Source organism: Nocardia veterana NBRC 100344, assembly GCF_000308855.1.
Taxonomy (GTDB): domain Bacteria; phylum Actinomycetota; class Actinomycetes; order Mycobacteriales; family Mycobacteriaceae; genus Nocardia; species Nocardia veterana.
Window position 1 is genome coordinate 18,517 of record NZ_BAGM01000076.1, and the last position, 22,173, is coordinate 40,689.

The 22,173-nt window shown below is 70.2% G+C and carries 10 protein-coding genes; 4 read left to right on the forward strand and 6 right to left on the reverse strand.

What is annotated here, in order from left to right:
• Window positions 1–20: 20 nt before the first annotated feature.
• The 6 genes from ON37_RS32925 to ON37_RS13270 all read right to left on the reverse strand — a co-directional run bounded on the left by ON37_RS32925 (window position 21) and on the right by ON37_RS13270 (window position 16,472).
• A complete protein-coding gene (locus ON37_RS32925) occupies window positions 21–10,445 on the reverse strand; it encodes a type I polyketide synthase (RefSeq protein ID WP_168441299.1) in 10,425 nt (3,474 codons plus the stop codon).
• Window positions 10,446–10,914: 469 nt separating this feature from the next.
• Complete coding sequence (locus ON37_RS13250; RefSeq protein WP_040719495.1) at window positions 10,915–13,431, reverse strand: FtsX-like permease family protein; 2,517 nt, start codon at window positions 13,429–13,431, stop codon at window positions 10,915–10,917.
• 220 nt (window positions 13,432–13,651) lie between these two features.
• Window positions 13,652–14,398, reverse strand: coding sequence for an ABC transporter ATP-binding protein (locus tag ON37_RS13255; protein ID WP_051031558.1), 747 nt, complete (start codon window positions 14,396–14,398; stop codon window positions 13,652–13,654).
• A gap of 287 nt (window positions 14,399–14,685) precedes the next feature.
• The gene (locus tag ON37_RS13260) at window positions 14,686–15,171 is read right to left on the reverse strand and encodes a pyridoxamine 5'-phosphate oxidase family protein (protein WP_040719496.1); all 486 of its coding nucleotides are present in this window, start codon (window positions 15,169–15,171) and stop codon (window positions 14,686–14,688) included.
• Between the two features lie 58 nt (window positions 15,172–15,229).
• Complete coding sequence (locus ON37_RS13265) at window positions 15,230–15,862, reverse strand: TetR family transcriptional regulator (protein WP_040719498.1); 633 nt, start codon at window positions 15,860–15,862, stop codon at window positions 15,230–15,232.
• A 367-nt stretch (window positions 15,863–16,229) separates the two neighbouring features.
• Entirely contained in the window at window positions 16,230–16,472 is a 243-nt protein-coding gene (locus ON37_RS13270) for a hypothetical protein (protein WP_040719500.1), read from the reverse strand.
• Window positions 16,473–16,770: 298 nt separating this feature from the next.
• Here ON37_RS13270 and ON37_RS34870 point away from each other — a divergent pair, with 298 nt between their 5' ends.
• The 4 genes from ON37_RS34870 to ON37_RS13290 all read left to right on the forward strand — a co-directional run bounded on the left by ON37_RS34870 (window position 16,771) and on the right by ON37_RS13290 (window position 22,092).
• Complete coding sequence (locus ON37_RS34870; protein WP_505785997.1) at window positions 16,771–17,160, forward strand: DUF6670 family protein; 390 nt, start codon at window positions 16,771–16,773, stop codon at window positions 17,158–17,160.
• Window positions 17,161–17,162: 2 nt separating this feature from the next.
• Window positions 17,163–18,218 (forward strand): alpha/beta hydrolase, encoded by a 1,056-nt coding sequence (locus tag ON37_RS13280; RefSeq protein WP_051031549.1) that lies wholly within the window; start codon window positions 17,163–17,165, stop codon window positions 18,216–18,218.
• Window positions 18,219–18,516: 298 nt separating this feature from the next.
• Complete coding sequence (locus ON37_RS13285) at window positions 18,517–20,793, forward strand: ATP-binding protein (protein WP_040719567.1); 2,277 nt, start codon at window positions 18,517–18,519, stop codon at window positions 20,791–20,793.
• 84 nt (window positions 20,794–20,877) lie between these two features.
• A complete protein-coding gene (locus ON37_RS13290) occupies window positions 20,878–22,092 on the forward strand; it encodes a PucR family transcriptional regulator (RefSeq protein WP_040719506.1) in 1,215 nt (404 codons plus the stop codon).
• Window positions 22,093–22,173: the final 81 nt, after the last annotated feature.

The window sequence follows — 22,173 nt, forward strand, 5'->3', positions numbered from 1 at the left end:
CCCCACCGCGACCGGGCCGATCATGATGTGCCGAATTCCTGTTGAATCAGTTCGACGAGTTCGGCGGCGGTTGCCGTCTGCAGATCGTCGTCGTCGCGCGCCGGCGGGGCAGCTGTGGTCGATTCGCGACATCTACGGGTCAACTCCTCCAGGCGGGCCAGGACTTCGGTCGCCGCGACGTCACCGGATTCGAGGCGGCGCAGCCGCGCCTCCAGGCGCGCGAGGTCAGCGAGTACCGCCTCCGGTCCCGAGTCGTACAGCTGCCGATGCAGATAGGTGGCCATGGCCGCCGGTGTGGGGTGGTCGAAGACCGCGATGGCCGGTAGCCGGAGGCCGGTGGTGGCGCCGAGGGCGTTGCGGAGTTCGACCGCGGCCAGCGAGTCGAAGCCGAGGTCGCGGAAGTTCGCGTCCGGGTCGATGCGCTCCGAGCCGCGGTGCCCGAGGACCACGGCGATCTGCGAACGCACCGTTTCCAGCAATCGTTTACGTTGCTGGTCCGGGGGCAGGTCGGCCAGTTCGAGCGTGACGACCGACGCCGCGGCAGCGGCCGGGCGCAGCCCTGCCAGGTCGGCCAGGATCGGCGGCAACCGCCGGGTGCGGCCGGACTCGCGCAGGGCCGCGCGGTCGAAGTCCGCGGCGACGACCACCGGTTCGGGTTGCGCGACGGCCGCGTCGAACAGCGCCAGCGCCGCCGCGGTCGGCAGCGGCCGCAGGCCGATGCGGCCGATCCGGGCGGCCTCGGCCGCGCCGAGGGCGCCGGCCATCCCGGAATCGGCCGCCCACAGCGCCCAGTCGATCGAAACCGCCGGCAGTCCCTGTTCGTGGCGGTATTCGGCGAGGGCGTCCAGAAATCCGTTGGCTGCCGCGTAATTGCCCTGCCCGGCCGTGCCGATCGTTCCAGCGACGGAGGAGAACAACACGAACCAGGCGGGTTTCCGCGCGCGGGTGAGTTCGTGCAGGTGCCACGCGCCGCTCACCTTGGGCGCCAACACATGTCGCATGCGTTCGGAGGTGAGTCGGGCCAGGATCCCGTCGTCCAGCACGCCCGCGGCGTGCACGACCGCGGTCAGTGGATGCCGGGCCGGGATGCTGTTCAGCAGGTCCGCGACAGCCGACCGGTCCGTGACGTCGCAGGCGACGATGTCGACGTGCGCGCCCAACCGGGTCAGCTCGTCGCGCAGGCCCGCGGCCCCCGGCGCCCGCGGGCCCCGCCGCCCCGCGAGGATCAGGTGGCGCAGGCCGTGTGCGGTCACCAGGTGGCGCGCCAGTTCCGCCCCCAGGCCACCGGTGCCACCGGTGATCAGCACCGTTCCGTTCGGATCCGGCGCCTGGCCGGCGGCCGCGTCCGGGTCGGCGTCCGTAGCCGGCGTACGGGACCGCTCGAGCGCGTCCACGCGCGCGAGCCGCCGCACCGACAGCGCGCCGTCGCGGACGATGAGCTCGGGCTCGTCGAGGCGGGTGAGGGCGGCGATATCCACGCTGCCGAGGTCGCCGCGGAGGTCCACCAGCGTGATCCGCCCGGGTTCCTCGGCAGCGGCGGACCGCACCAGAGCGCGCACCGCGCCTCCGGTCAGCCCGCGGGTCAACACCATCAGGCGCGTCCGCTCGAATCGTTGTGCGCCGAGGAAGCCCTGGAGCAATTCGAGCATTCCGTCCAACACGGTCGCGACGGCGTCCGGTACCTCGGAATCGACCGCCGGACTTCCGCAGTCGACGGCCAGCACCTCAGGAGCTCGGCCCGAACCCGCGACGACGGCGCGCGCGGCCGCCAGGCCGAGGACTTCGACCTCACCTTCGCCCGAGGACTCACCTGCCGGTGCCGCGATCGGAATCGTGTGCAGGAGCCGAAGTTTCGGTACTTCGTCGGCCGTCTCGGCCCGCACGTCGTCGTGCGCTGCGGGCCGCGCCAGCAGTCGCCGAACCGACAGCACCGGCCGGCCGGCGGCATCGAACGCCTCGATAGTCTCCCCGCCGTCCGGACCGCTCGGACGGCCGTGGACGCGCACATGCCGCGCGCCCGTCGCCCACAGCCGCGTCCCTTCCCACACGAACGGGAGCAGCGCATCGGCGGCCGTATCGTCGACGGCCAGGACCCGAGCATGCACGACGGCATCGAGCAGGGCGGGGTGGATCCCGAATCGGTTGTCGCTCAGCGAATCCGGCAGGTCCACCTCGGCGAACCAGTGCTCTCCGTCGCACCACAGACTTCGCACGCCGCGGAAGGCCGGACCGTAGCCGTACCCGGCATCGGCGCGGCGTCGGTATCGGTCGCGTGGGTCGACCTCCACCGCATTCGGCGGCGGCCAGGTGCCCGGTTCGGCCGTGGCCGCGGCCGAACCCTGCGGAGCCACCACACCCTCGGCGTGCAGTGTCCACTCCGCCGGATTCGATTGTCCGCGCGCGTGGATGGTGACCGGGCGCCGTCCCGCGTCACCGGCCGCGCCGACGTGCACGTGGACCGCGAGGCCGCCGGTCTCGGGCACCACCAGCGGCACCCGCAGGGTCAGTTCGTCGAGCAGCCCGCATCCGACCTCGTCGCCGGCGCGGATGGCCAGTTCCACCATCGCCGCGGCGGGAAACAGTACCTTGCCCGCTATCCGATGGTCGGCCAGCCAGGGTGTTGCCGCGAGCGACAGCCGGCCGCTGAACCGCAGGCCACCGGAGTCCGGCTCCTGGGTCGCGGCCACCAGTATCGGGTGTTCGATTCGGGCGAGCCCCGCGGCCGGCGAATCGCCGATCGCGGCGGCGGGGCGCCAATATCGTTCCCGCTGAAAGGCATACGCGGGCAGATCCACCAACGTCGCCCCGGAGCCGTCGAATATTCGCTCCCAGTCCACACGACCACCGGCCGTGAACAACCGCCCCAGTCCGGCGAGCACCGTCCGCCGTTCATCCTGCCCGGCGCGCAACAACGGCACGGTGATCGCGGAGTGCTCGCCGATGTTCTCGGCCACCATGGCCGACGCCGATCTTCCGGGACCGAGTTCGACGAATCGGGATCCGCCGGCGGCCAGAGCTGTGGCGACCGCATCGGCGAAGCGCACCGGCCGGCGGATCTGCTGCGTCCAATAGTCCACACTGCCGTAGTCGTCGTCCGCGAGGTCCCCCGTCACGGTGGAGACCGGAGTGATCCGAGGAGTGTGGAATTCGATATCGCCGATCTCGGTGGCGACACCGGGCAGGATCGGATCCATCAGCGCGGAATGGAAGGCGTGCGATACCCGCAGCCGGGAGACCTGCTGTCCGCGTTCGCGAAAAGTGTCCGTGACCTGCTCGATGGACGCCTCCGGGCCGGAAAGTACCAGCGCGGCGGGCGCATTCACCGCCGCCACCGTGACGTCGGCGGGAAGGTCGGCGATCTCGGCGGCATCGGCGGTCACGGCCACCATGGCGCCTCCCGCCGGCAAGGCGGCCATGAGCCGGCTTCGAGCATGCACCACCCGCAGTGCGTCGCGGAGCGACAGTACTCCCGCCACGTGCGCGGCAGCTACCTCCCCGATGGAATGCCCGAGGACCAGATCCGGTGTCACACCCCAGGATTCGAGCAACCGGAACAGTCCCACACCGATTGCGAACAATGCCGTCTGAGTGTTCTCGGTCGCGTCCAGGTCCGTGCCCGTATCGAACAGCCACCCCGGGTCGCAGATGCCGCGCACCGTGTCGGCGAAAACCGGGAACGCGTCGTACAGTTCCCGCCCCATCGCCGCGTATTGGGCGCCCTGTCCGGGAAAGACGAAGACGGTCTTTCCGGTCGCCGCCGAACCCGTTCCGGCCCCGGCGAGCCCGGCGATCAACTCACTCCGGTCGACGCCCACCGCCGTGGCGCGATACCTGAAGACCGACCGCTTCGCCAGCGAGAACCCCACGTCGGCCGCGGACACCTCGGGACGGGCTTCCAGCCAGTGCCGGAGCCGCGCGATCTGTGCCTGCAGCGCGGCGGCAGACCGTGCGGACACCACCCATGGCACCACCGGCATATTCGGGCCGGAGGAGACCGGCTGTGCCGGGGCCTCTTCCAGGATGAGGTGCGCATTGGTGCCACTGATCCCGAACGACGACACCCCAGCCCGCCGCGGCCGGCCGTCCGCGGCTACCCACTCCCGCGCGTCACTCAGCAATTCGACCGCACCCGAGCCCCAATCCACATGCGGACTCGGCCTCTCGGCGTACAACGAACGCGGCATCACCCCATGCCGCATCGCCTCAACCATCTTGATCACCCCGGCCACACCCGCCGCCGCCTGCGTATGGCCCACATTCGACTTCACCGACCCCAACCACAACGGACGATCCCGATCCCGACCCCGCCCATACACCGCCAACAACGCCTGCGCCTCGATCGGATCACCCAACACCGTCCCCGTCCCATGACCCTCCACCACATCCACATCAGCCGGCCCCAGCCCGGCGTTCGCCAACGCCGCCCGAATCACCCGCACCTGCGACGGACCATTCGGCGCCGTCAAACCATTCGACGCACCATCCGAATTCACCGCCGACCCACACACCACCCCCAACACCCGACGACCCCGAGCACGCGCAACCGACAACCGCTCCAACACAACAACCCCCGCACCCTCACCCCACCCCACACCATCAGCACCCGCACCGAACGACCTACACCGACCATCGACGGACAGCCCACGCTGCCGGGAGAACTCGACGAATGCCGCCGGCGTGGCCATGATGGTCACGCCGCCGACGAGCGCGAGTCCGCAATCGCCGGCCCGCAATGCCTGGCAGGCTTGGTGAATCGCCACCAGCGACGACGAACACGCCGTGTCCACGGACACCGCGGGCCCCTCCAGGCCCAGCGCATACGCCACCCGGCCGGACACGAGCGAACCAGCGCTCGTCGGCGACCCGTAATCGTGATACATCACGCCTGCGAAGACCCCGGTGTCGCTGCCCCGCAACGTCGCCGGGTCGATTCCGGCGTCTTCCAGCGCCTCCCAGGCCACTTCGAGGAATACCCGCTGCTGCGGATCAGTGTCCAGCGCCTCACGCGGGCTGACACCGAAGAACTCGGCATCGAAATCGCCCGCGTCGTAGAGGAATCCGCCCGAGCGCGTATACGACTTCCCCACAGCGGCCGGGTCCGGATCGAATATCTCCGGGTCCCATCCGCGATCGTCCGGAAATTCGTGCACCGCGTCGCGGCCCTCGGCCACCAGATCCCACAATCCGGCGCGGGACGTGATCCCGCCCGGATAGCGACAGCCCACCCCGACGATGGCCACCGGCTCCGCGGTCCCTACCCGCTCCCGCACCGCGGTCCGCGGTCGCGAAGGCCGTGCCACGCCGAGCTTTTCGAGTACGTGCGCGGTGAGCGACGCGGGCGTCGGATAATCGAAGATCGCCGTCGCCGGCACGGAAACGCCGGTGACCCGCCGGACTCGATTGCGAACCTCGAGCGCCGTCAGGGAATCGAATCCGAGGTCCCGGAAGTTTCGATCGGCATCGATGCGGTCGGGCCCGTCGTAACCGAGAACCGCCGCGATCTCGGTGATGATCAGCTCGCGCACCATCGCACGGCGATCGGCATCGTTCGGATCAGCGAACCGGCCCGTTACAGCTTCCACCGACCCGCCGTCACGGTGCGCGACGGCCGGGCCTGTGGGGGCCGGGAAATTCCGGATCGGCGCCGCCGTCCCCGTCCGGGAGTGTTCCCGTAGCGCCTGAATATCGAGGTGAGCCGCAACGATATCGGGACAGCTGGTGCGCACCGCCGCATCGAACAGCTCCAGTCCCGCGGCTGCCGACAAGGGTGTGAAACCGGCTCGGCCGAGCCGGGCGAGCTCACGCGCGCCCAGTGTCGCGGTCATCCCACGATCGGCGGCCCACGGCCCCCACGCGATCGATACGCCCGGCAGCCCGATCCCGCGCCGATACCGGGCCAACCCGTCCAGGAACGCGTTCGCCGCCGCGTAATTCGCCTGCCCGGGGGCGCCGACCACTCCGGCCGCGGAGGAGAACAGCAGAAACATCCGGAGATCGCGGTCCGCGGTCAGCTCGTGCAGATGCCATGCCCCCTCGACCTTGGGTCGCAGGACACGGTCGAGCGCGTTCCGCGTGAGCGCGCCGACCAGACCGTCTGCCAGCACTCCGGCCGCATGCACCACCCCGACGAGCGGCGCATCGTCCGGCACCGCCGCCACCAACTCCCGGACGGACTCTCGATCGGCGACATCGCAGGCCGCGATCGACACCATCGCGCCGAATTCGGCGAGTTCACCGGGTAGCTCGTTCGCTCCCGGCGCCTCCCGCCCGCGGCGACTCGCCAATACCAGGTGCCGAACACCGTAGTGCTGCACCAGATGCCGTGCCAGCACGGCCCCCAATCCCCCGGTGCCGCCGGTGATCAGGACCGTGCCGGTGGTCAGGTCGGGTGCCGGTGCGTTCGCAGCGCGAGCGCGGACCAGTCGTGGCACATATCCGGTGCCGCCGCGCACCGCGACTTGTGGTTCCCGCACGCCGGCGGCCACCTCGACCAGCTCGACGGTAGCCGCGCTCGGGTCACCGTCACACAGCACTATCCGGCCCGGTTCCTCGGCCTGCGCCGAACGCACCAGACCCCAGATCGCCGCCGCCGCGGGACGTGCCGCATCGGCATCGGTCACCGAGACCGCGCCGCGCGTACACACCAGCAGCGTGCGCTCGGCGAATCTCTCCTCGCGCGAAAACCGTTGCAGGACGGCGACGGTCGCCTCCAGCGCCCTGTGCGTCTCGCCGCTGACATCGGCTCGGTCGCCGATGTTCCGCAGATCGAGAACCACATGTTCCGGCGCCGTGTCCGCCACGGCATCGTCCCACCGGACATACGGCACCGACGCCCGCGAGGTCCGCACCGGCTGCCATTCCAAGGCCCGGACGGGTATCTCCGAGGCGGTCGGGGCAGGCGCCTCCCGCGCACGCAACGTGCCCACCGACAGGACCGGCCGACCCTGCGGGTCGGCGATCTCCACCCTCAGTCCGCCGTCCGCCCCGGGCGTGATGCGCGCGCGGACCGCTGTTGCGCCGCACGCGTGCAGGGCGACCTCCTGCCAGGTGAACGGCATCAGCACCGGGTCGTCGACGCCGCGGGTGACCAGGTGCGCGTGCAACACCGCATCGAGCAGCGCCGGGTGCAGCCCGAATCCCGCGGAACCGCACGAATCCGGCAGGGCGGCTTCGACATACAGTTCGGCGCCGCGCTGCCACAGCGCGGTCATCCCCCGGAACGCCGGCCCGTAGTGGTATCCGGCCGCCGCCAGCCGTTCGTACCAGTCCGTCAGGTCGACCGGGGTGGTGTCCTCGGGTGGCCAGTCGATCGGATCGGTCGGCGCGCCGAGGCTGTTCGGGGTCAGCGTCCCTTCGGCATGCAGCCGCCACCCGTCCTCGTCGGCGAGCTCGCGCGAATACACCGCCACCGGACGGCACCCGGCCTCGTCGGCCGCACCGACGATCACCTCCACGTCCACACCCGCCTCGGACACCGGCACCGGCGCGGCCATGGACAGTTCGCGAATGTTCGGGCAGCCGGCCTCGTCACCGGCGCGCACGGCCAATTCGACCAGGACCGAGCCCGCGAGTACGACCCGCTCGCCGATCCGATGGTCGGCCAACCAGGCCTGCGCGGCAGTCGACAGGCGGCCTCGCAACACCACGCCGCCGGAATCCGGCAGTGCCACCACCGCATTCGTCAACGGGTGACCGTGCGCCGCAGGGGGATCGCCCGCAGCGGGAGTCGCTTCGGCCCAATAGCGCTGATGCGCGAAGGCGTAGGTCGGCACGGGTACGTATGCGGCGGATTCGCCGGCGAGTATCGCGCGCCAATCCACCTCGGCGCCATCGACGTACAGCGCCGCCACCGATTCGATCGTCGCACGGACCTCGTCGCGGCCCTTCCGCAACGCGCCCACCGCCAGCACGTCCCTACTGCCGGCGGCCGCCGCCACCAGTCCGGACAGCCCGCCGTCCGGCCCCAGCACGGCGAACCGGACAGCGCCGGCATCGACCAGGGCCCGCACGCCCTCGGCGAACCGGACCGGCTCCCGAATCTGACGCACCCAATAGTCCGGACGGGTCAGCTCCGGGCCGGCGATCGAACCGGTGCGGGCGCCGACCATCGCAATCGCCGGTGTGCGGTACTCGATCCGCTCGGCGACCGCCGCGAACTCGTCCAGGATCGGCGCCACGAGCGCCGAATGGAAGGCATGTGACACCGCCAGGCGATCGACACGGTGTCCGCCGGCTCGCAAGGCGGCGGTCACCTCCTCGACCCGGTCCGCGGTCCCCGACACCACCACCGATTCCGGCGCGTTGACCGCCGCGATTTCCACCCCGTCGACCAGCGCCGAACGCACTTCGGCCGCGGCCGCCGACACCGCCGCCATCGCACCTCCCGGCGGCAGGGCGCCCAACAGTCGTGCGCGAGCGGCCACCAGCACCGCCGCGTCGGCCAGGTCGAACACCCCGGCGACCTGGGCGGCCGCGAGCTCACCGATCGAATGCCCGATCACGAAATCGGTTCGGATGCCCCAGGATTCGAGCAGCCGATACAGCGCGATCCCGACGGCGAAGAGCGTCGGCTGCGCGCGATCGGTACGGTCGAGGCCGTCCGCGTCGCCGTCCAGCATGGCCGAGACCGACGGCACGCCTGCATGTTCCAGTGCCGCGGCCACCTCGTCGAAGGCCTGGGCGAAGACCGGGAAGGTCCGGTACAGTTCCCGCCCCATCCCGGCGAATTGGGCGCCCTGCCCCGGAAAAACGAAGGCCGTCTTCCCCGGTCGGGCCACCCCGTCGACAACAGCTGGACAAGGACGCCGCTGCGCCACCGCCGCCAGCCCCGCGACCAGCTCGTCCCGGTCGCTACCCAGTACGACCGTGGTGTGCTCGAGCTGCGGGCGATTACCCAGTGACCACGCGACATCCGCGGCGGACACTCCCGGTTGCGCCCGCACCCAACTCGCCAGTCGCCCGGCCTGCCGAGCCGGTCCCGGCGCATCGCGGGCCGAGAGCACCCACGGCAGAACCGGTACACCGCCGCCACCACGAGCGGCGGCCCTCTCCACCGGCGGCGCCTCCTCGACGAGGACGTGCGCATTGGTCCCGCTGATCCCGAACGCCGACACCGCCGCCCGGCGCGGCCGCCCGTCGCTGTCCCACGGCCGCGCCGCCACCGCCGGCTCCACCGCACCCGACGACCAGTCCACATGCGGGCTCGGCTCATCGATGTGCAGCGAACGCGGCACGCGAGCATGGCGCATGGCCACGATGACCTTCAGCATGCCCGCCACCCCGGCCGCGGCCTGAGTGTGCCCGATATTGGACTTCAGCGAACCGACCACCACCGGCGGGCGGCCCTGCCGATCCTGTCCGTAGGTGGCCAGCAAGGCATGGGCCTCGATCGGATCCCCCAACCGGGTGCCGGTGCCGTGCGCCTCCACCACGTCGATATCGCGAGCGGACAACCCCGCCGATGCCAGTGCCGCTCGGATCACCTGCTGCTGCGAAATCCCGTTCGGCGCGGTCAAGCCGTTGCTCGCACCGTCGTGGTTGATCGCGCTGCCCCGGATCACCGCCCAGATGGTGCGGTTGTTGCGCTGGGCATCGGACAACCGCTCCAGCAGCAGCATGCCCGCGCCTTCGGCCCAGCCCACACCGTCGGCCGCGGCGGCGAACGATTTGCAGCGGCCGTCGGCGGCCAGTGCCCGCTGGCGCGCGAAGGACAAGAAGCCCGCGGGCGTCGCGATGACCGTCGCCCCGCCCGCCAGCGCCAGATCGCATTCCCCGGACCGCAGCGAGCGACTCGCCTCGTGCACGGCCACCAGCGAGGACGAGCAGGCGGTATCGATGGACAGCGCGGGGCCGTGCAGCCCCAGGTGATAGGCGATGCGGCCGGAGACGACACTGAGCGCGCTACCGGTCAGCCAGTGCCCCTCGACCCGCGGCCACTGCGCACTGCCGAGCAGCCGGGCCCCGTAGTCGTTCGCGGAGGCACCGGCGAATACTCCGGTCCTGCTGCCCCGCAGTGAGAGCGGATCGATATCGGCGTATTCGACGGCCTCCCAGGCGGTTTCCAGCAGCAGCCGCTGCTGAGGATCCATCGCCGAAGCCTCGCGCGGCGATATTCCGAAGAATTCGGCGTCGAAATCGGCGGCGTTGTCGAGGAATCCGCCGGCACACGAGTAGGTCCGCCCCGGCGCGTCCGGATCCGGATCGTAGAGTGCGGCGGTATCCCAGCCGCGATCCGTCGGAAAGGAACCGATCGCGTCGCGTTCGCCGTCGACCAGATCCCACAATTCGTCGGGTGTCGTCACGCCGCCCGGCAGTCGGCATGCCATACCGACCACCGCGATCGGTTCGGATTGCTGCGCCCGCAGCCGTTGGACCTCGCCTCGAGCCTCACGCGCCTCACCCAGTGTGCGACGTAGGTAGGCCCTGAGCTTTTCCTCGTTCGACAATCCGCAATCCACCGATCGGTCACGCAGCTGTTCAGGCAAGCCGCGGCGGGCAGCACGCGGCGCGCACCGACGCGAACTCCCGCCCCGACCACGCTGCGCGACATGCGGTCGATGAGACGAATATCGGTTTCATACCGACGACATTCGCCCGCCGGCACCAGTGGGCAACAACCCGTTCCCGACGGCCCCCCCAGCTCAACGGATACCGGCCCGAGTTCCGGCGCCGAGAAAAACGAACCAGCACGAGAGCGACAGCCGACCTCGTGCCGAACATATCCCGGCCCTCCGTTTCCGCACTGCGACACAACGCCCGGCTATCATATCGACAACATCGCAATTGTGGTCTCAGTCATGGGAAACAGGCAGCGGCACAGCGGGTTTCCCGAACTTTTTCGGAGTACTCCCGAGTCCCGCAGCCGCACAGCAAGCATCGATGATCGACTCGCGGCCGAAGGTGTGGCTCCAGCGATCAGTCGACTGCCAGCGCCTCGACAACCGGCATGCGAGTTGCCCGCAGTGCCGGAGGAATCGACCCCGCCAGTGCCAGAAGTAGAGCTATCACACCGTAACCCGCGAGCATGGGACCGAATTCATAGCGAATATCTATTCCCATCGCTCGCCCGATCGCCACGGCGCCCAGATACTGGATTGCGGCGCCGCCCAGCAACCCACCTGCGGCGCCGAGCACGCCGATCCCGACCGCCTCGGCCAGCACCGAGCGCAGCAGAAAGCGCCGACTTGTGCCCATCGCGCGCAGCACCCCGATCTCGCGCCGCCGATCCAGCACCGCCAGCATCAACGTATTGAGCAGCGCGACGGTGGCTACCACCATCACGATCCACGAGGTGTTCGTGGCCAGCGCGGTCCCCTGCCGCAGACTGCCCGAGGTCTCCGCCACGGCCTCCGCGCCGGAATCGATGGACAGCTCACGGGGTACCACCCGTCGCAGCTCGGCACAGGTGGCTTCCCGATCGGCGCCGGGCGCGAGCTCGACCCCGAGCATCGTTTCCCCGGGCCGCTGATACCACTCCCGCATGCGCGGCAGATCCAGCATGATGGTCCCGGCGATGGCGGCGAAGTACGGAATCACCTGGACGATCCGGACCTGATGCCGCCCCGTCGGAGTGGGGAGGGTGAGGGTACCCCCCGCCGATACCCGCAGGGTGCGGGCGATGTCGCGGGAGATCACCACGCCCTTTCCCGATACCACCGCCTGCGCCGCTTCCGCGGTGACCGCCGTATTCAGCCGCCGCGGATCGGCGGGAGCTCCCTGCCCCGGCACCGGAATTCCCTGCAGCATCACGCGTTCGGAGCCCACATTCGCGAACGCCAGCTGTACGGGGCTGACGGCCGCGACCCCGGGCACGGCCGCGATCCGCTGGGCCAGGCCGTTCGGCAACAGCGGGCCGGTCGGGAACTGGTCCATCGATCCGGGTGTCACCCAGAAGTCGGCCGACGCGAGATGTTCGAAACTCTGACCCGCGGAATCGACCACGATTCGGGTGGCGCTGCCGGTGCAAACCACCGCGGATACTCCGATCAGGACGGTCATCGCGGTCGCCCACACCCGGCGGGGAGCCCGTTCGAGGTTGGTGGCGGCCAGCGCCCCGGGGCCACCGAACCGACGAGCGATCCCCGCGGCGGCCCGCACGACCTGCGCGCTCGCCGCGAACCACAACACGATCAACGCTCCGAATGCCAGCGACACCGATGCCAGCGACCACAATCCCGGAACGGTCGCCGCGACCAAGATCACCGCCGCCACCAGCACCAGCCCCAGCACGGCCGCGGCCCGGCGCCAGACCGGCCGGATGCCTTCGGCGTTGGCCACCGCCACCGGCGTCAGCGCCTCGATCGGCCGCACCCGATACACCGCCCGCGCCGCGAACGCCGCCGCCACGACGCCCGCCAGCACGCACAATCCGACCGCTACGGGCACGGCATAGCCAGGCACGAGGTATTCCGTCCGGGCCTCCATCGATTGCACGACGGCCGCCGGCAATTGACCGATCGCGATCCGCCCCGCCACGACGCCGATCCCCGCACCGACCAGACCGCCACACAGTCCGACCAGAACGGCTTCCAGGAACAGATCCCGCACCATCGGGCCGCGCCCGGCCCCGATCGCCCGCAGCACCGCCAAGGTCGGACGCCGCTCGGCAATTGCCATCGCCATCGCGTTGTACGTGAGGAAGGCCGACACCACCAGCGCCGCAGCGGCGGTCATCAGGCTCGAATATCGGATGAGCGCAACGACTCCCCCGGTCTGGGCGGCCCGCATGCCCGGGTCGGCGACCACGGCCCGGCCGTTCACCACGTCGGACAGCGCCGTGCGCAACCGCCCGATGTCCGTACCGGGGGCGGCGATGATCTGCGCCGAATCCACTTGCCCGATACGGCCGGTGAGTCGCTGCGCGGTCGCGAGGGTCGTCACCACAATGTGCCCATTGTTCGGTGCACCGGCCCCGGCATCGTTCACGACGCCCGCCACCGTGGCTTTCCCATCGGCCAGCGGTACGGTGTCGCCGACTCGGTAGCCCATCGCCGCGCCGACCAGGACTCCGTCGGGTACGGACAGCAGTTTCCCGGCGTCGGCGGCGAACGCATCGGTGAGCGAACTGCCCAACTGCGTGATCCGGGCATCCGCCCCCACCAGTAGCGCGCGATTCTCGTTCGACCCGATCTGCATCCGCACCATCGGCACCACGGTGCGTACTCCCGGCACGGACTCGAGTTCGCCCACCAGGTCCTGTCGGAATCCGGCGTCGGTGATCCCACTGACCTCGACCGCGGAATCCCCGCACAGCTGGTCGACGAGCTTGTCCATGGAACCGGTGAGCGATCCGGAAATACTGAACACCGCCACCATGAGCGACGCCGACACACCGAGCACCGTCAGGGACATCAGTGTCCGCCCGGGATGGGCCAGCAGCTCGCCGATATTGAACAGCCGGAACCGATCCCAGAGCGCGCTGCCCTGTTTCATATCGCACCACATCCCGAATCCCGCCGTCCCCGCTAGGCGCAAAGGATATCTGTCACCGCGAGTTACCGCCGGGCAATGCGCAGGTCCGCGCCCGAATGCCCGCGACCTCCGTCGACCAGCGCGACTCTCGCGCATCCGCCGGGCACGGACAGCCGGCACTCCAGGTTGTGGGCCATCCACCCCGGGCGATGTTCTCGCCCGGCCGGCAGTCGGCCGGGTGTTATCCGGATTTCGCTGTCGCCGCGGTCATTTCGTCGGATGTGATCTGCCCGTCCTGCAAGGTGAGGACCCGATCGGTCGACCGGGCCGCGTCCGGGTTGTGGGTCACCATCACCACTGCCCGGCCGACCCCGGCCTCACCGGCGACCTCGGCCAGCAACTCGAGAATCGAGAGCCCCGTCTTCGAATCGAGATTGCCGGTCGGCTCGTCGGCCAGGATCAGTGGCGGATCCATCATCAACGCCCGTGCGACCGCGACCCGCTGCATCTCACCACCGGACAATTCCGCCGGCCGATGCTCGGCACGCGCCCCCAGTCCCACCCGGTCCAGCAGCGCGAGCGCGGCGGGCTTCGCCTTGCGCAGCGCCACCCCGTCGACCAGCTTCGGAATGGCCACGTTTTCCCAGGCCGACATCGTCGGCAGCAGGTTGAAGAACTGAAAGACGAAACCGACCCGCCGGCGCCGGAATTCGGACTGCTGCTCGTCGTTCAGCTCGCCGATCTCCGTATCGCCGAACCTGATCGAACCCGCATCCGGCTTGTCCAGCGCACCCAGCAAGTGCAGGAGTGTGCTCTTACCCGACCCGGACGGGCCGACGATCGAGACGAAGTGCCCGCCGGTTATCGTCACGTCGACCCCGTCGAGCGCTCGAACCGTCTGTCCACCGACCCGATATCGGCGGACCACGTTCGCGCAGGTGACCGTGAGCGGCACCGAACTTCCGACGGCATCGATGGCGGACGGCATGAATCGGAGCATGCCACACCGGCGGCGCCGATGTCGATCGTTCCGGCAGACGACCCGTAAAACACAGGGGTACATGATTTTTCGCTCCGCGCCCCGGTCCGAACGCGCAGCTACCCCGCAGTGCCGGCGGCACGCAGCACCGGCCGACAGGCACTCGAGCGCATGTTTCGGGTGAAGGTGCCGGGTGCCTGGCGGGTTTCGACGTGGGGTTGCTGTCGGCCCGTTCCGGGTCCGGATGCGTCGGGCCAGTCGCTGTTGTCGGTCCTGCGGCATCCGGCGGGGTGCGGTCAGCTCGCTTTGGCGGCCAGGTCGGCGAGGAATTGCGGCATGCGGCCGACTCCGAAGTCGTAGTACCGCGCCCACCGGGGTTCGAGTGCGATGCGCGCCATCCGGTCGTACATGGCCCGGCAGTTCCGCTCGAACTCGACCGCGAACTCGGGATCGAAGTTCTTCCGCGCGGCCGCGAGGTACTCCGGAACCACTCCGTCGACGATGGTGAGATGCACGATGCCGCGCACCGACAGGTTCTTCGCGGACCCGGGGGTGTCGCCGGCGTCGATGGTCAGGGCGACCTCGGGCCGGGCGGACAACGCCGCTACCTTGGGCGCGGTGGCCGCGGTCGACATGACGATCTCCGCACCGGTCCAGAAGATCCCGATCGGGACCACACGGGGCAGCCCGTCGAGCCCGTTGTAGGCCAACCGCGCCATCGACGCCGTCTCCAAAAGCTCACGGGCGTCGGCGAATTCCTTGTCGATCTGCTGACTGTTCATACCGTCTTCCTGAAAATCGTAGTGTCGGTGCCGGTTTCGGCACCGGGCTCCGCAGGGGTCACCCGCGCAGGTACCGAGGTGGGGAGATGCCGGCCAGAAGAACCTCGGCGAGGTGGTCGGCGACGCGTCGGTGATCGAGTCCGGGGTGGGTCTCGAGATGGTCGAGCATGGTGTCGACCATCCCCTGATAGATCACCGCCAGCAGATCCGCGTCGAGATCGGTCCGGATCTGGCCACGCTGCTGGCCGTGCCGGATGAGCGTGGCCTGCCGCTCGTGCAGGGACGCGTACTCGCTGTCACGCAGCGCGGCCTCGCCGTCGGGGCCCCGCAGGTTCACGGCGATCTGCCGCAGCGCGCGCAGTTGCGTGCCGTGTGTGGCCGGCAGCCGCGCGGCGCGCCCGATCGCGCTGCGCAGCAGGTCTCCGGCGTCGGCGTCGAGGTCGATATCCGCCGCGACAGCCGCTTCCAGATCGGCGAGCGCACGGCGACCGGCCTGGATGATCAACTCGTCGAGACTGGCGAAGTAGCGCCACAACAGCCCCTTGGAAACCCCGGCGGCATGAGCGATCTCGTCAGCGGTGGCCGCGGCGAAACCCCGACGCGCCACGACCTCGATCGCGGCCGTCTCGAGCTGCCGGCGCCGGGCATCGGCGCTGAGCCGCCTGCGTGGCCGCCGGTCCGCGGTCGTCATGACCGCTCGCGGGCGATCGCGACGACCACCAGTGCCATCAGCCCGGCAACGCCGGCCAGCACCACCCGCATCAATTCCAACTCGGCATATCGACCATAAAGTCAACGATAATGACTACACGGTCAATAATCAATCGTGGAACGACGATGCGGTTCGTGCTGCGCGTCGACCCGCGGTCCAATGCGCTGCCGGATGACGACGCTGCGTCGTCGCCACGGTTCGACAGGCCGGGCACGACTCCGGGCTACTGGTCTTCCCGGCACCGACCACTACTCACTCATCGATGGGGCATCCGCCGCGCGGATGGACCGCCGTGCGGCCGTTACGGGTCTGGCGCGCTGAACTCTCCGCCCAGCCGGCGAATGTCCTACGGAGTCAGGAAGTGCAACCGCCACAACTGCTTCTCCCATGGGTCGCTCACGTTGTCGCAGTAATACTGCACGGCCTGGTGATGCTCGATCTTGTATTCCCCGGCCGCGTCGCACTGCGCATAGGTGCTGAAGTCGGCGGTGTACCAGGTGCCCGCTTGGGCCGGGGCGGCGGCCAGTACGCCGCCCACACCGATCGCGGCGGTCGTCGCGGCCGCGACGCCGATGGCTTTGATGTTCATTCTGCGCTCCTCGGTTCGGGTCGCACCTCGGGTCGGTGCGAGCCGGAAAAGGATCGCCCATGCGGCTTGGCTTCGTCTATACGAATACTTAAGTCCGCTTTGCCTTCTCGGTACGCACTCGGCTGTGGTCGAGGGCCCGTAGCCGAGGACGAACATCGGCGGGCGATGCGCCGGGTGGCGCCGTCGCAGCGCCACCCACCCTCCCGTCGGATTCAGCCCGACGAGGAAGACCCATAATGTCGGGACACCGAAACCTGGTGCGGCTCGACAACTTTCAACACGACCATGGTCACTCTGTGTGCAGCACCGTTGCGGACGGCCGGGACCGGCGCTGGGTGCGTGGCGTGCGGATGGAAGTGCTGGAGTACCACCACGATTCGGTCCTCTCCCGGACGGCGTCGCCACAACCCTGCCGCGCCGATTCCGCTGGCGCATTCCCTCGGATTCGGGGTCGCCCACGGAACTGGTGGTCACCACCGACCCCAACGTCATCTACGGCTTGGGCCGAGGGTGGTTGGGCGCGATGGATTACGCGGGCACCCACGACGGGCGAGCGGTGGTCCGGCACGGCGTACTACGAATACGTCGACACCTCGGCGCCGGGCCGGGCGGTAATCTCGCGATCGAGGTCCGAGACGCGGGAACGAATCCGGTGAACGGACCCGGCCGACCGCGATCGAGGAAGTAACCGTGCGCAACCACATCACGAGCACGATCCAGGTCATCGGCGCACGGGTGCTGGCGGCACCCTCCCGGTGGTGGTCGCCGCTCGCTCCCAGCCGCCCGGTCGTCGACGGCCAGCGGCTCTCGCCCCGCCTGCATGTGCTGGCCACGCTGGGCAAACGCGGAGTCCTCGCGCGGCGGCCGCCCTCCCCGGCGGCGCGGGCCCGGTTCGACGTGATGACGCGGATCGCCGGCGGCGTCGTCGCATCCGATGCCGCCGTGACCACGATCCGGATGAGTGGGCCGGCCGGTCCACTTCGCGCGCGTCTGTACGAACCCGCCGGCCTGGACCGGCCGTGTGGATTGCTGGTGTACGTGCACGGCGGCGGCTGGCATCTCGGCAGCGCAGCGGGTTTCGACGCACCGGCTCGGCTGCTGGCCGGGCGCGCCCGGGTCAAGGTGCTGTCGGTCGACTATCGGCTCGCACCCGAACACCCCTTCCCGGCGGCATTCGACGACGTGCTCGCCGGATACCGCTTCGCGGTCGATCACGCCGCGAGCTGGGGCGTCGACAACGCCCGGATCGCGATCGGCGGCGACAGTGCCGGTGGCAATCTCGCTGCGGCGGTTGCCCTGCACCTCGGCCGCGACGCCCGCTATCGACCGGCTCTGGCCGTGCTGCTGTACCCGGTGGTCGACACCAGCATGGCCGGCTACCGCTCCAGCGATCTGTTCACCGTCCCCCTCGACCGCGGCTGCGTGGAACGGGCGTTGGCGTGGTACGTCCCCGACCCGGACACCGCCTCCGATCCGCGCGTGTGCGTCCTGCGCGCGCCCGATCCGAGCCGGATGCCCGACACCCACATCGCCACCGCCGGCATGGATGTGCTGCGCGACCAGGGCGAAGCACTGGCCGACCGGCTCGGCGGCGCCGGAGTACCCGTCACGTTGCGCCGGTACGACAATCTGCCGCACGGATTCGCCACCATGCTCGCGGACCCCCGGGCTCGTGCCGCCACGGAGGACATCGCCGGCACCGTCGGCGAACGCATCGGCGAGCATCGCCGGCCCGGCGACCGGTGAGACGGGAGCCCGGACCCGCGTGCCGGCTCTTCGGCGCGGGTCCCGACCGCGCGCGAGATCGCGAGGCAGCAGTTCGTGGCTCGGCGGGGCGCATTCCCATGCCCACCGTCGACCGCTGACACATCGCCGGCGGTGATCGCTGCGGCGCCACCGGCCGTCGGACGCAAACGTGGGCGCGATGACAAAAGGCCTCAGTAGGATTGCCCAAACCTGACAAACCCGCTGTCCGTTCTGCCGGCAGGTGCGGGGACCCGGGCAGCCGATGCCCGCGGATGCGTGGACGAAGGTGGACGACCGGATGATGCGTACCGGGCTGGTGTCGGAGCTGACCAGCTATGTCGGCCGCCGCGGTGAATCCGCGGAGGTCCGCCGGTTGCTCGGTGCGGCGCGGCTGGTCACGTTGACCGGGCCGGGCGGCGTGGGCAAGACGCGGCTGGCGTTCCGGGTCGCCGCGGATATCGCACGCGCGTATCGCGATGGGGTGTACTTCGTCGAACTGGCCGAGCTGCGCGAACCGGAGCTGGTGGCCGACGCGGTCGCGGATCGGCTCGATCTCCAGCTGCGCTCCGAACAGCCCGCGATCGAGCGGGTGGTGCACTATCTGCACGAGCGCGAGGTCCTGCTCGTTCTGGACAACTGCGAGCACGTCCTCGGCGCGTGCGCGGAATTCGTCGCGGCGCTGCTCACCCGTTGCGGCACGGCCACGGTGCTGGTGACCAGCAGGCAGTCGTTGGCCGTGCCCGGGGAAAGGACGTTCCGGGTGCCACCGCTGCCGATTCCACCGGAGACCTCGGAGCCGTCGGAGCTGCTGCGTTACGACAGCGGCCGGTTGTTCGCCGACCGAGCCGCCGCGGCGCAGGCCGAGTTCGACATCACCGCGCACAACGCCGCCGACGTGGCGCGGCTGTGCCGGCGATTGGACGGGGTGCCGTTGGCGATCGAGTTGGCCGCGGCCCGTATGCGTTCGCTGCCACTGCACCAGATCTGCCGGCGGCTGGACCGACGGCTGGCGCTGCTGACCACCGGTTCGCCGATCTCGCCCGAGCGCCAGCAGACCTTGCGCGCCACGATCCGGTGGAGCTACGAATTGTGTTCGCGGCCCGAACAACTCGTGTGGTGCCGGGCGTCGGTGTTCACCGGGTCGTTCGATCTCGAGGCCGCCGAATTCGTGTGCGGAGGCAGTGGTGTCGACCCGGCCGCCGTGCTCGATGTGATCGACGCGCTGGTCGACAAATCCGTGCTGGAGCGAGACGGCACCGACGACGCGCGCTACCGAATGTTGGAAACCCTGCGGGAATTCGGGCAGGAGGAACTCCACGCGACCGCCGACACCGCACGCATCGCCCGCCGCCATCGAGACTGGTTCGACCGGCTGACCGCGCGGGCGGATACCGAGTGGATCGGACCCGCGCAGTTGTCGTGGGTGTGGCGGCTGCGGCGCGACCACGCGAATCTGCGGGCGGCGCTGGAATGGTCGCTCACCGAGCCCGGTCAGGCCGATACCGCCCTGTGGATGGCGCAGCGGGGCGTCGAATACTGGACGTTGCGCGGCGCGAATCGGGAGGCGCGAACCCGGCTCGACCGCGCCCTCGCGGCCGCCGCGCCGGACCACCCAGCCCGCGCGCAGGGCCTCGCGACCAGTGCTCAGTTCTCGGTCTGGCTATCCGATATTGCCGGTGCCCTCACCAGATTGGACGAGGCAGACAAGATCGCCGCCGATCGTGGTGATCGAGCGGCTGCGGCGCTGGCCGATGTGGTGCGGGCGCAAGTGGCGAAGATCCGCCTCGAGGACGCGATCTCGGCCGAGTTGGCCGGCGCGGCCGTGCCGGTTTTCCGTGACCACGGCGATCGCCGCAACGAACTACGCGCCCGGCTGCACCACGGCATCGCCAACACCGCGAGCTCCCCCGCGACGGGCCTTCGGCTGCTGCGGGAGACGACGACGCGCAGCGACGAATTGGGCGACACCTATTACCGCGATATGGCGCTGTTCGGGATCGCGATGATCGAGGTGATGTCCGGCAGCCTCGACGCGGCCGAATCCGCGGCGCGTACCGCGCTGGCCTCGACCCGATTGCGGGACAGCCGCTTCGGTGACGCCTACCATCTCGAGACGCTGGCCTGGTGCGCGGCCCGGCGCGGCGAGTACGAACGGGCGGCGACGCTGTTCGGCGCGGCGGCGACCGCATGGGACCTGCTGGGCGCCGACCCGGCGGCGATCATGCCACGGCCGCACGGAAAATTCCGGGAGCTGGCCGCCGCGGCCCTGGGCGCCGACGCATTCGGCAGCGCGCATGCCGACGGTCGCGCCCTGCCCTGTGAACAGGCCCGGCGATACGCCCTGCGCGAGGACGCCGCGGACGCCGCGCAACCGGACCGGCAGTCCCCGCTGACGGCGCGCGAACTGGAAGTCGCCGCGCTGGTCGCGCAGGGGCTGACCAATCGCGAAATCGCGGTCCGTTTGGTGATCGCGCCACGCACCGCCGATACCCACGTTCGCCATATCCTCACCAAACTCGGCTTCGGCAAGCGTGCGCAGATCGCGGCCTGGATGGCCGCCCACGCCTGCGCGTAAGGCGCGATATACGTCGTTTCGCCGATGCGTGCGCACCTGTACGCCGGGCACTCTGGCACTCCCCGGCAGATGGGAGCACGCCTCATGCACGACTCGACCCCCGACCACCTCGACCGTCCGCTGCGCGGCGGCCTCATGGTCGCGGACCGCCCGGCCACGGCCGCGGCGACCGACGCGAGCGAGACGGCCCGAACGATCGTCGGCCGACTCCTCGCCCGCGTGGCAGCGGAACCGACGCGAGCCGACGACGCCGGCCGCGCCTGCCTGCGGCTCGCGATCGAGATGCTGCACGCCCACCCCGACCACGACCGCACCGCACATCTGCGCGATGCCGCGCGCGGCTGGGCCCGCACGGGTGTTTCGCTGGATGTGCTCGACACCCTGCATGCCGCCGCGCACGAGGTGCTCGCCCGGCTCGGCCGCCCGGAGACGGCATCGGCCCGCCCGCACTACGACGTCGTGGTCGCGGCCACCAGGCTGGTCACGGATCTGATGGGCACCATGAGCACCACGATCATCGGCGCCTTCGTCCGGCAGTTCGACGGCGACCGCTGCGACGAGCACAGCTCGCGCGCGGCCGCGCTGTCCGCCCTGCTGCGGGGACAGCCCGCCGCCGAGATCGAGGCCCGCTACGGTATCGCGATCGCCGAGCGTTATCACGTCCTCGCGCTGGCGGCGCGCCCGAACCGGCAGTCCGACGACGAGGAGACGGTCGGCAACGACCTTCGGGCACAACGACTCCGGCACGCACTCTCGATACGGACCGGCAGCACGACGCTGTCGGCCTTGTCGGCGACCGGAGGCACGATCCTGCTACCACCGACGGAGACGACGAGCGGCGTCGAACACCTGGTCGCCGAAATCGGCCGGGCCGCGGGCCTTGCGGTATCCGCCACCCTGGTCGAGGCCGCCGGCCCCGATATCGCCGCGGCCGTCGAGCGGGCCCACGAACTGCTGGACATCGTGCAGCGGCTGGATCTGCCCCGCGGGCTGTACGGATTCGACGAGCTCGCCCTGGAATACCAGCTCACCCGGCCCGGACCGGCGCTGACGCACCTGCGGGCGCTGCTCGCGCCGCTCGACGATCACCCCGAACTGCTGACCACCCTGCGGTGCCATATCGCGGCGAATCTGAACCGGCAGCGCACCGGGAAGACGCTGCACCTGCATCCCAATACCGTCGACTACCGGCTGCGCCGCATCGCCGAACTCACCGGCTTCCACGCGCACCGCTATCCCGACCTGTGGTACCTGCGATCCGCGCTGGTCGTGCACAGCGTCCAGCCGGACCTGCCCTGACCGGCCCGGCCGCACGGTGGTCCCGGCCCCCTGTCCGAGCAACCAGAGAAGCCGCCGGGCGTTGGTGAAAATCCCGGAGAC

What these genes read in the sequence shown, in the direction of transcription:
- ON37_RS13250 (WP_040719495.1), bottom strand. Translation starts at nt 13,431, where the DNA reads ATGAAACAGGGCAGCGCGCTCTGGGATCGGTTCCGGCTGTTCAATATC.
- ON37_RS13255 (WP_051031558.1), bottom strand. Translation starts at nt 14,398, where the DNA reads ATGCCGTCCGCCATCGATGCCGTCGGAAGTTCGGTGCCGCTCACGGTC.
- ON37_RS13260 (WP_040719496.1), bottom strand. Translation starts at nt 15,171, where the DNA reads ATGAACAGTCAGCAGATCGACAAGGAATTCGCCGACGCCCGTGAGCTT.
- ON37_RS13265 (WP_040719498.1), bottom strand. Translation starts at nt 15,862, where the DNA reads ATGACGACCGCGGACCGGCGGCCACGCAGGCGGCTCAGCGCCGATGCC.
- ON37_RS13270 (WP_040719500.1), bottom strand. Translation starts at nt 16,472, where the DNA reads ATGAACATCAAAGCCATCGGCGTCGCGGCCGCGACGACCGCCGCGATC.
- ON37_RS13285 (WP_040719567.1), top strand. Translation starts at nt 18,517, where the DNA reads ATGATGCGTACCGGGCTGGTGTCGGAGCTGACCAGCTATGTCGGCCGC.
- ON37_RS13290 (WP_040719506.1), top strand. Translation starts at nt 20,878, where the DNA reads ATGCACGACTCGACCCCCGACCACCTCGACCGTCCGCTGCGCGGCGGC.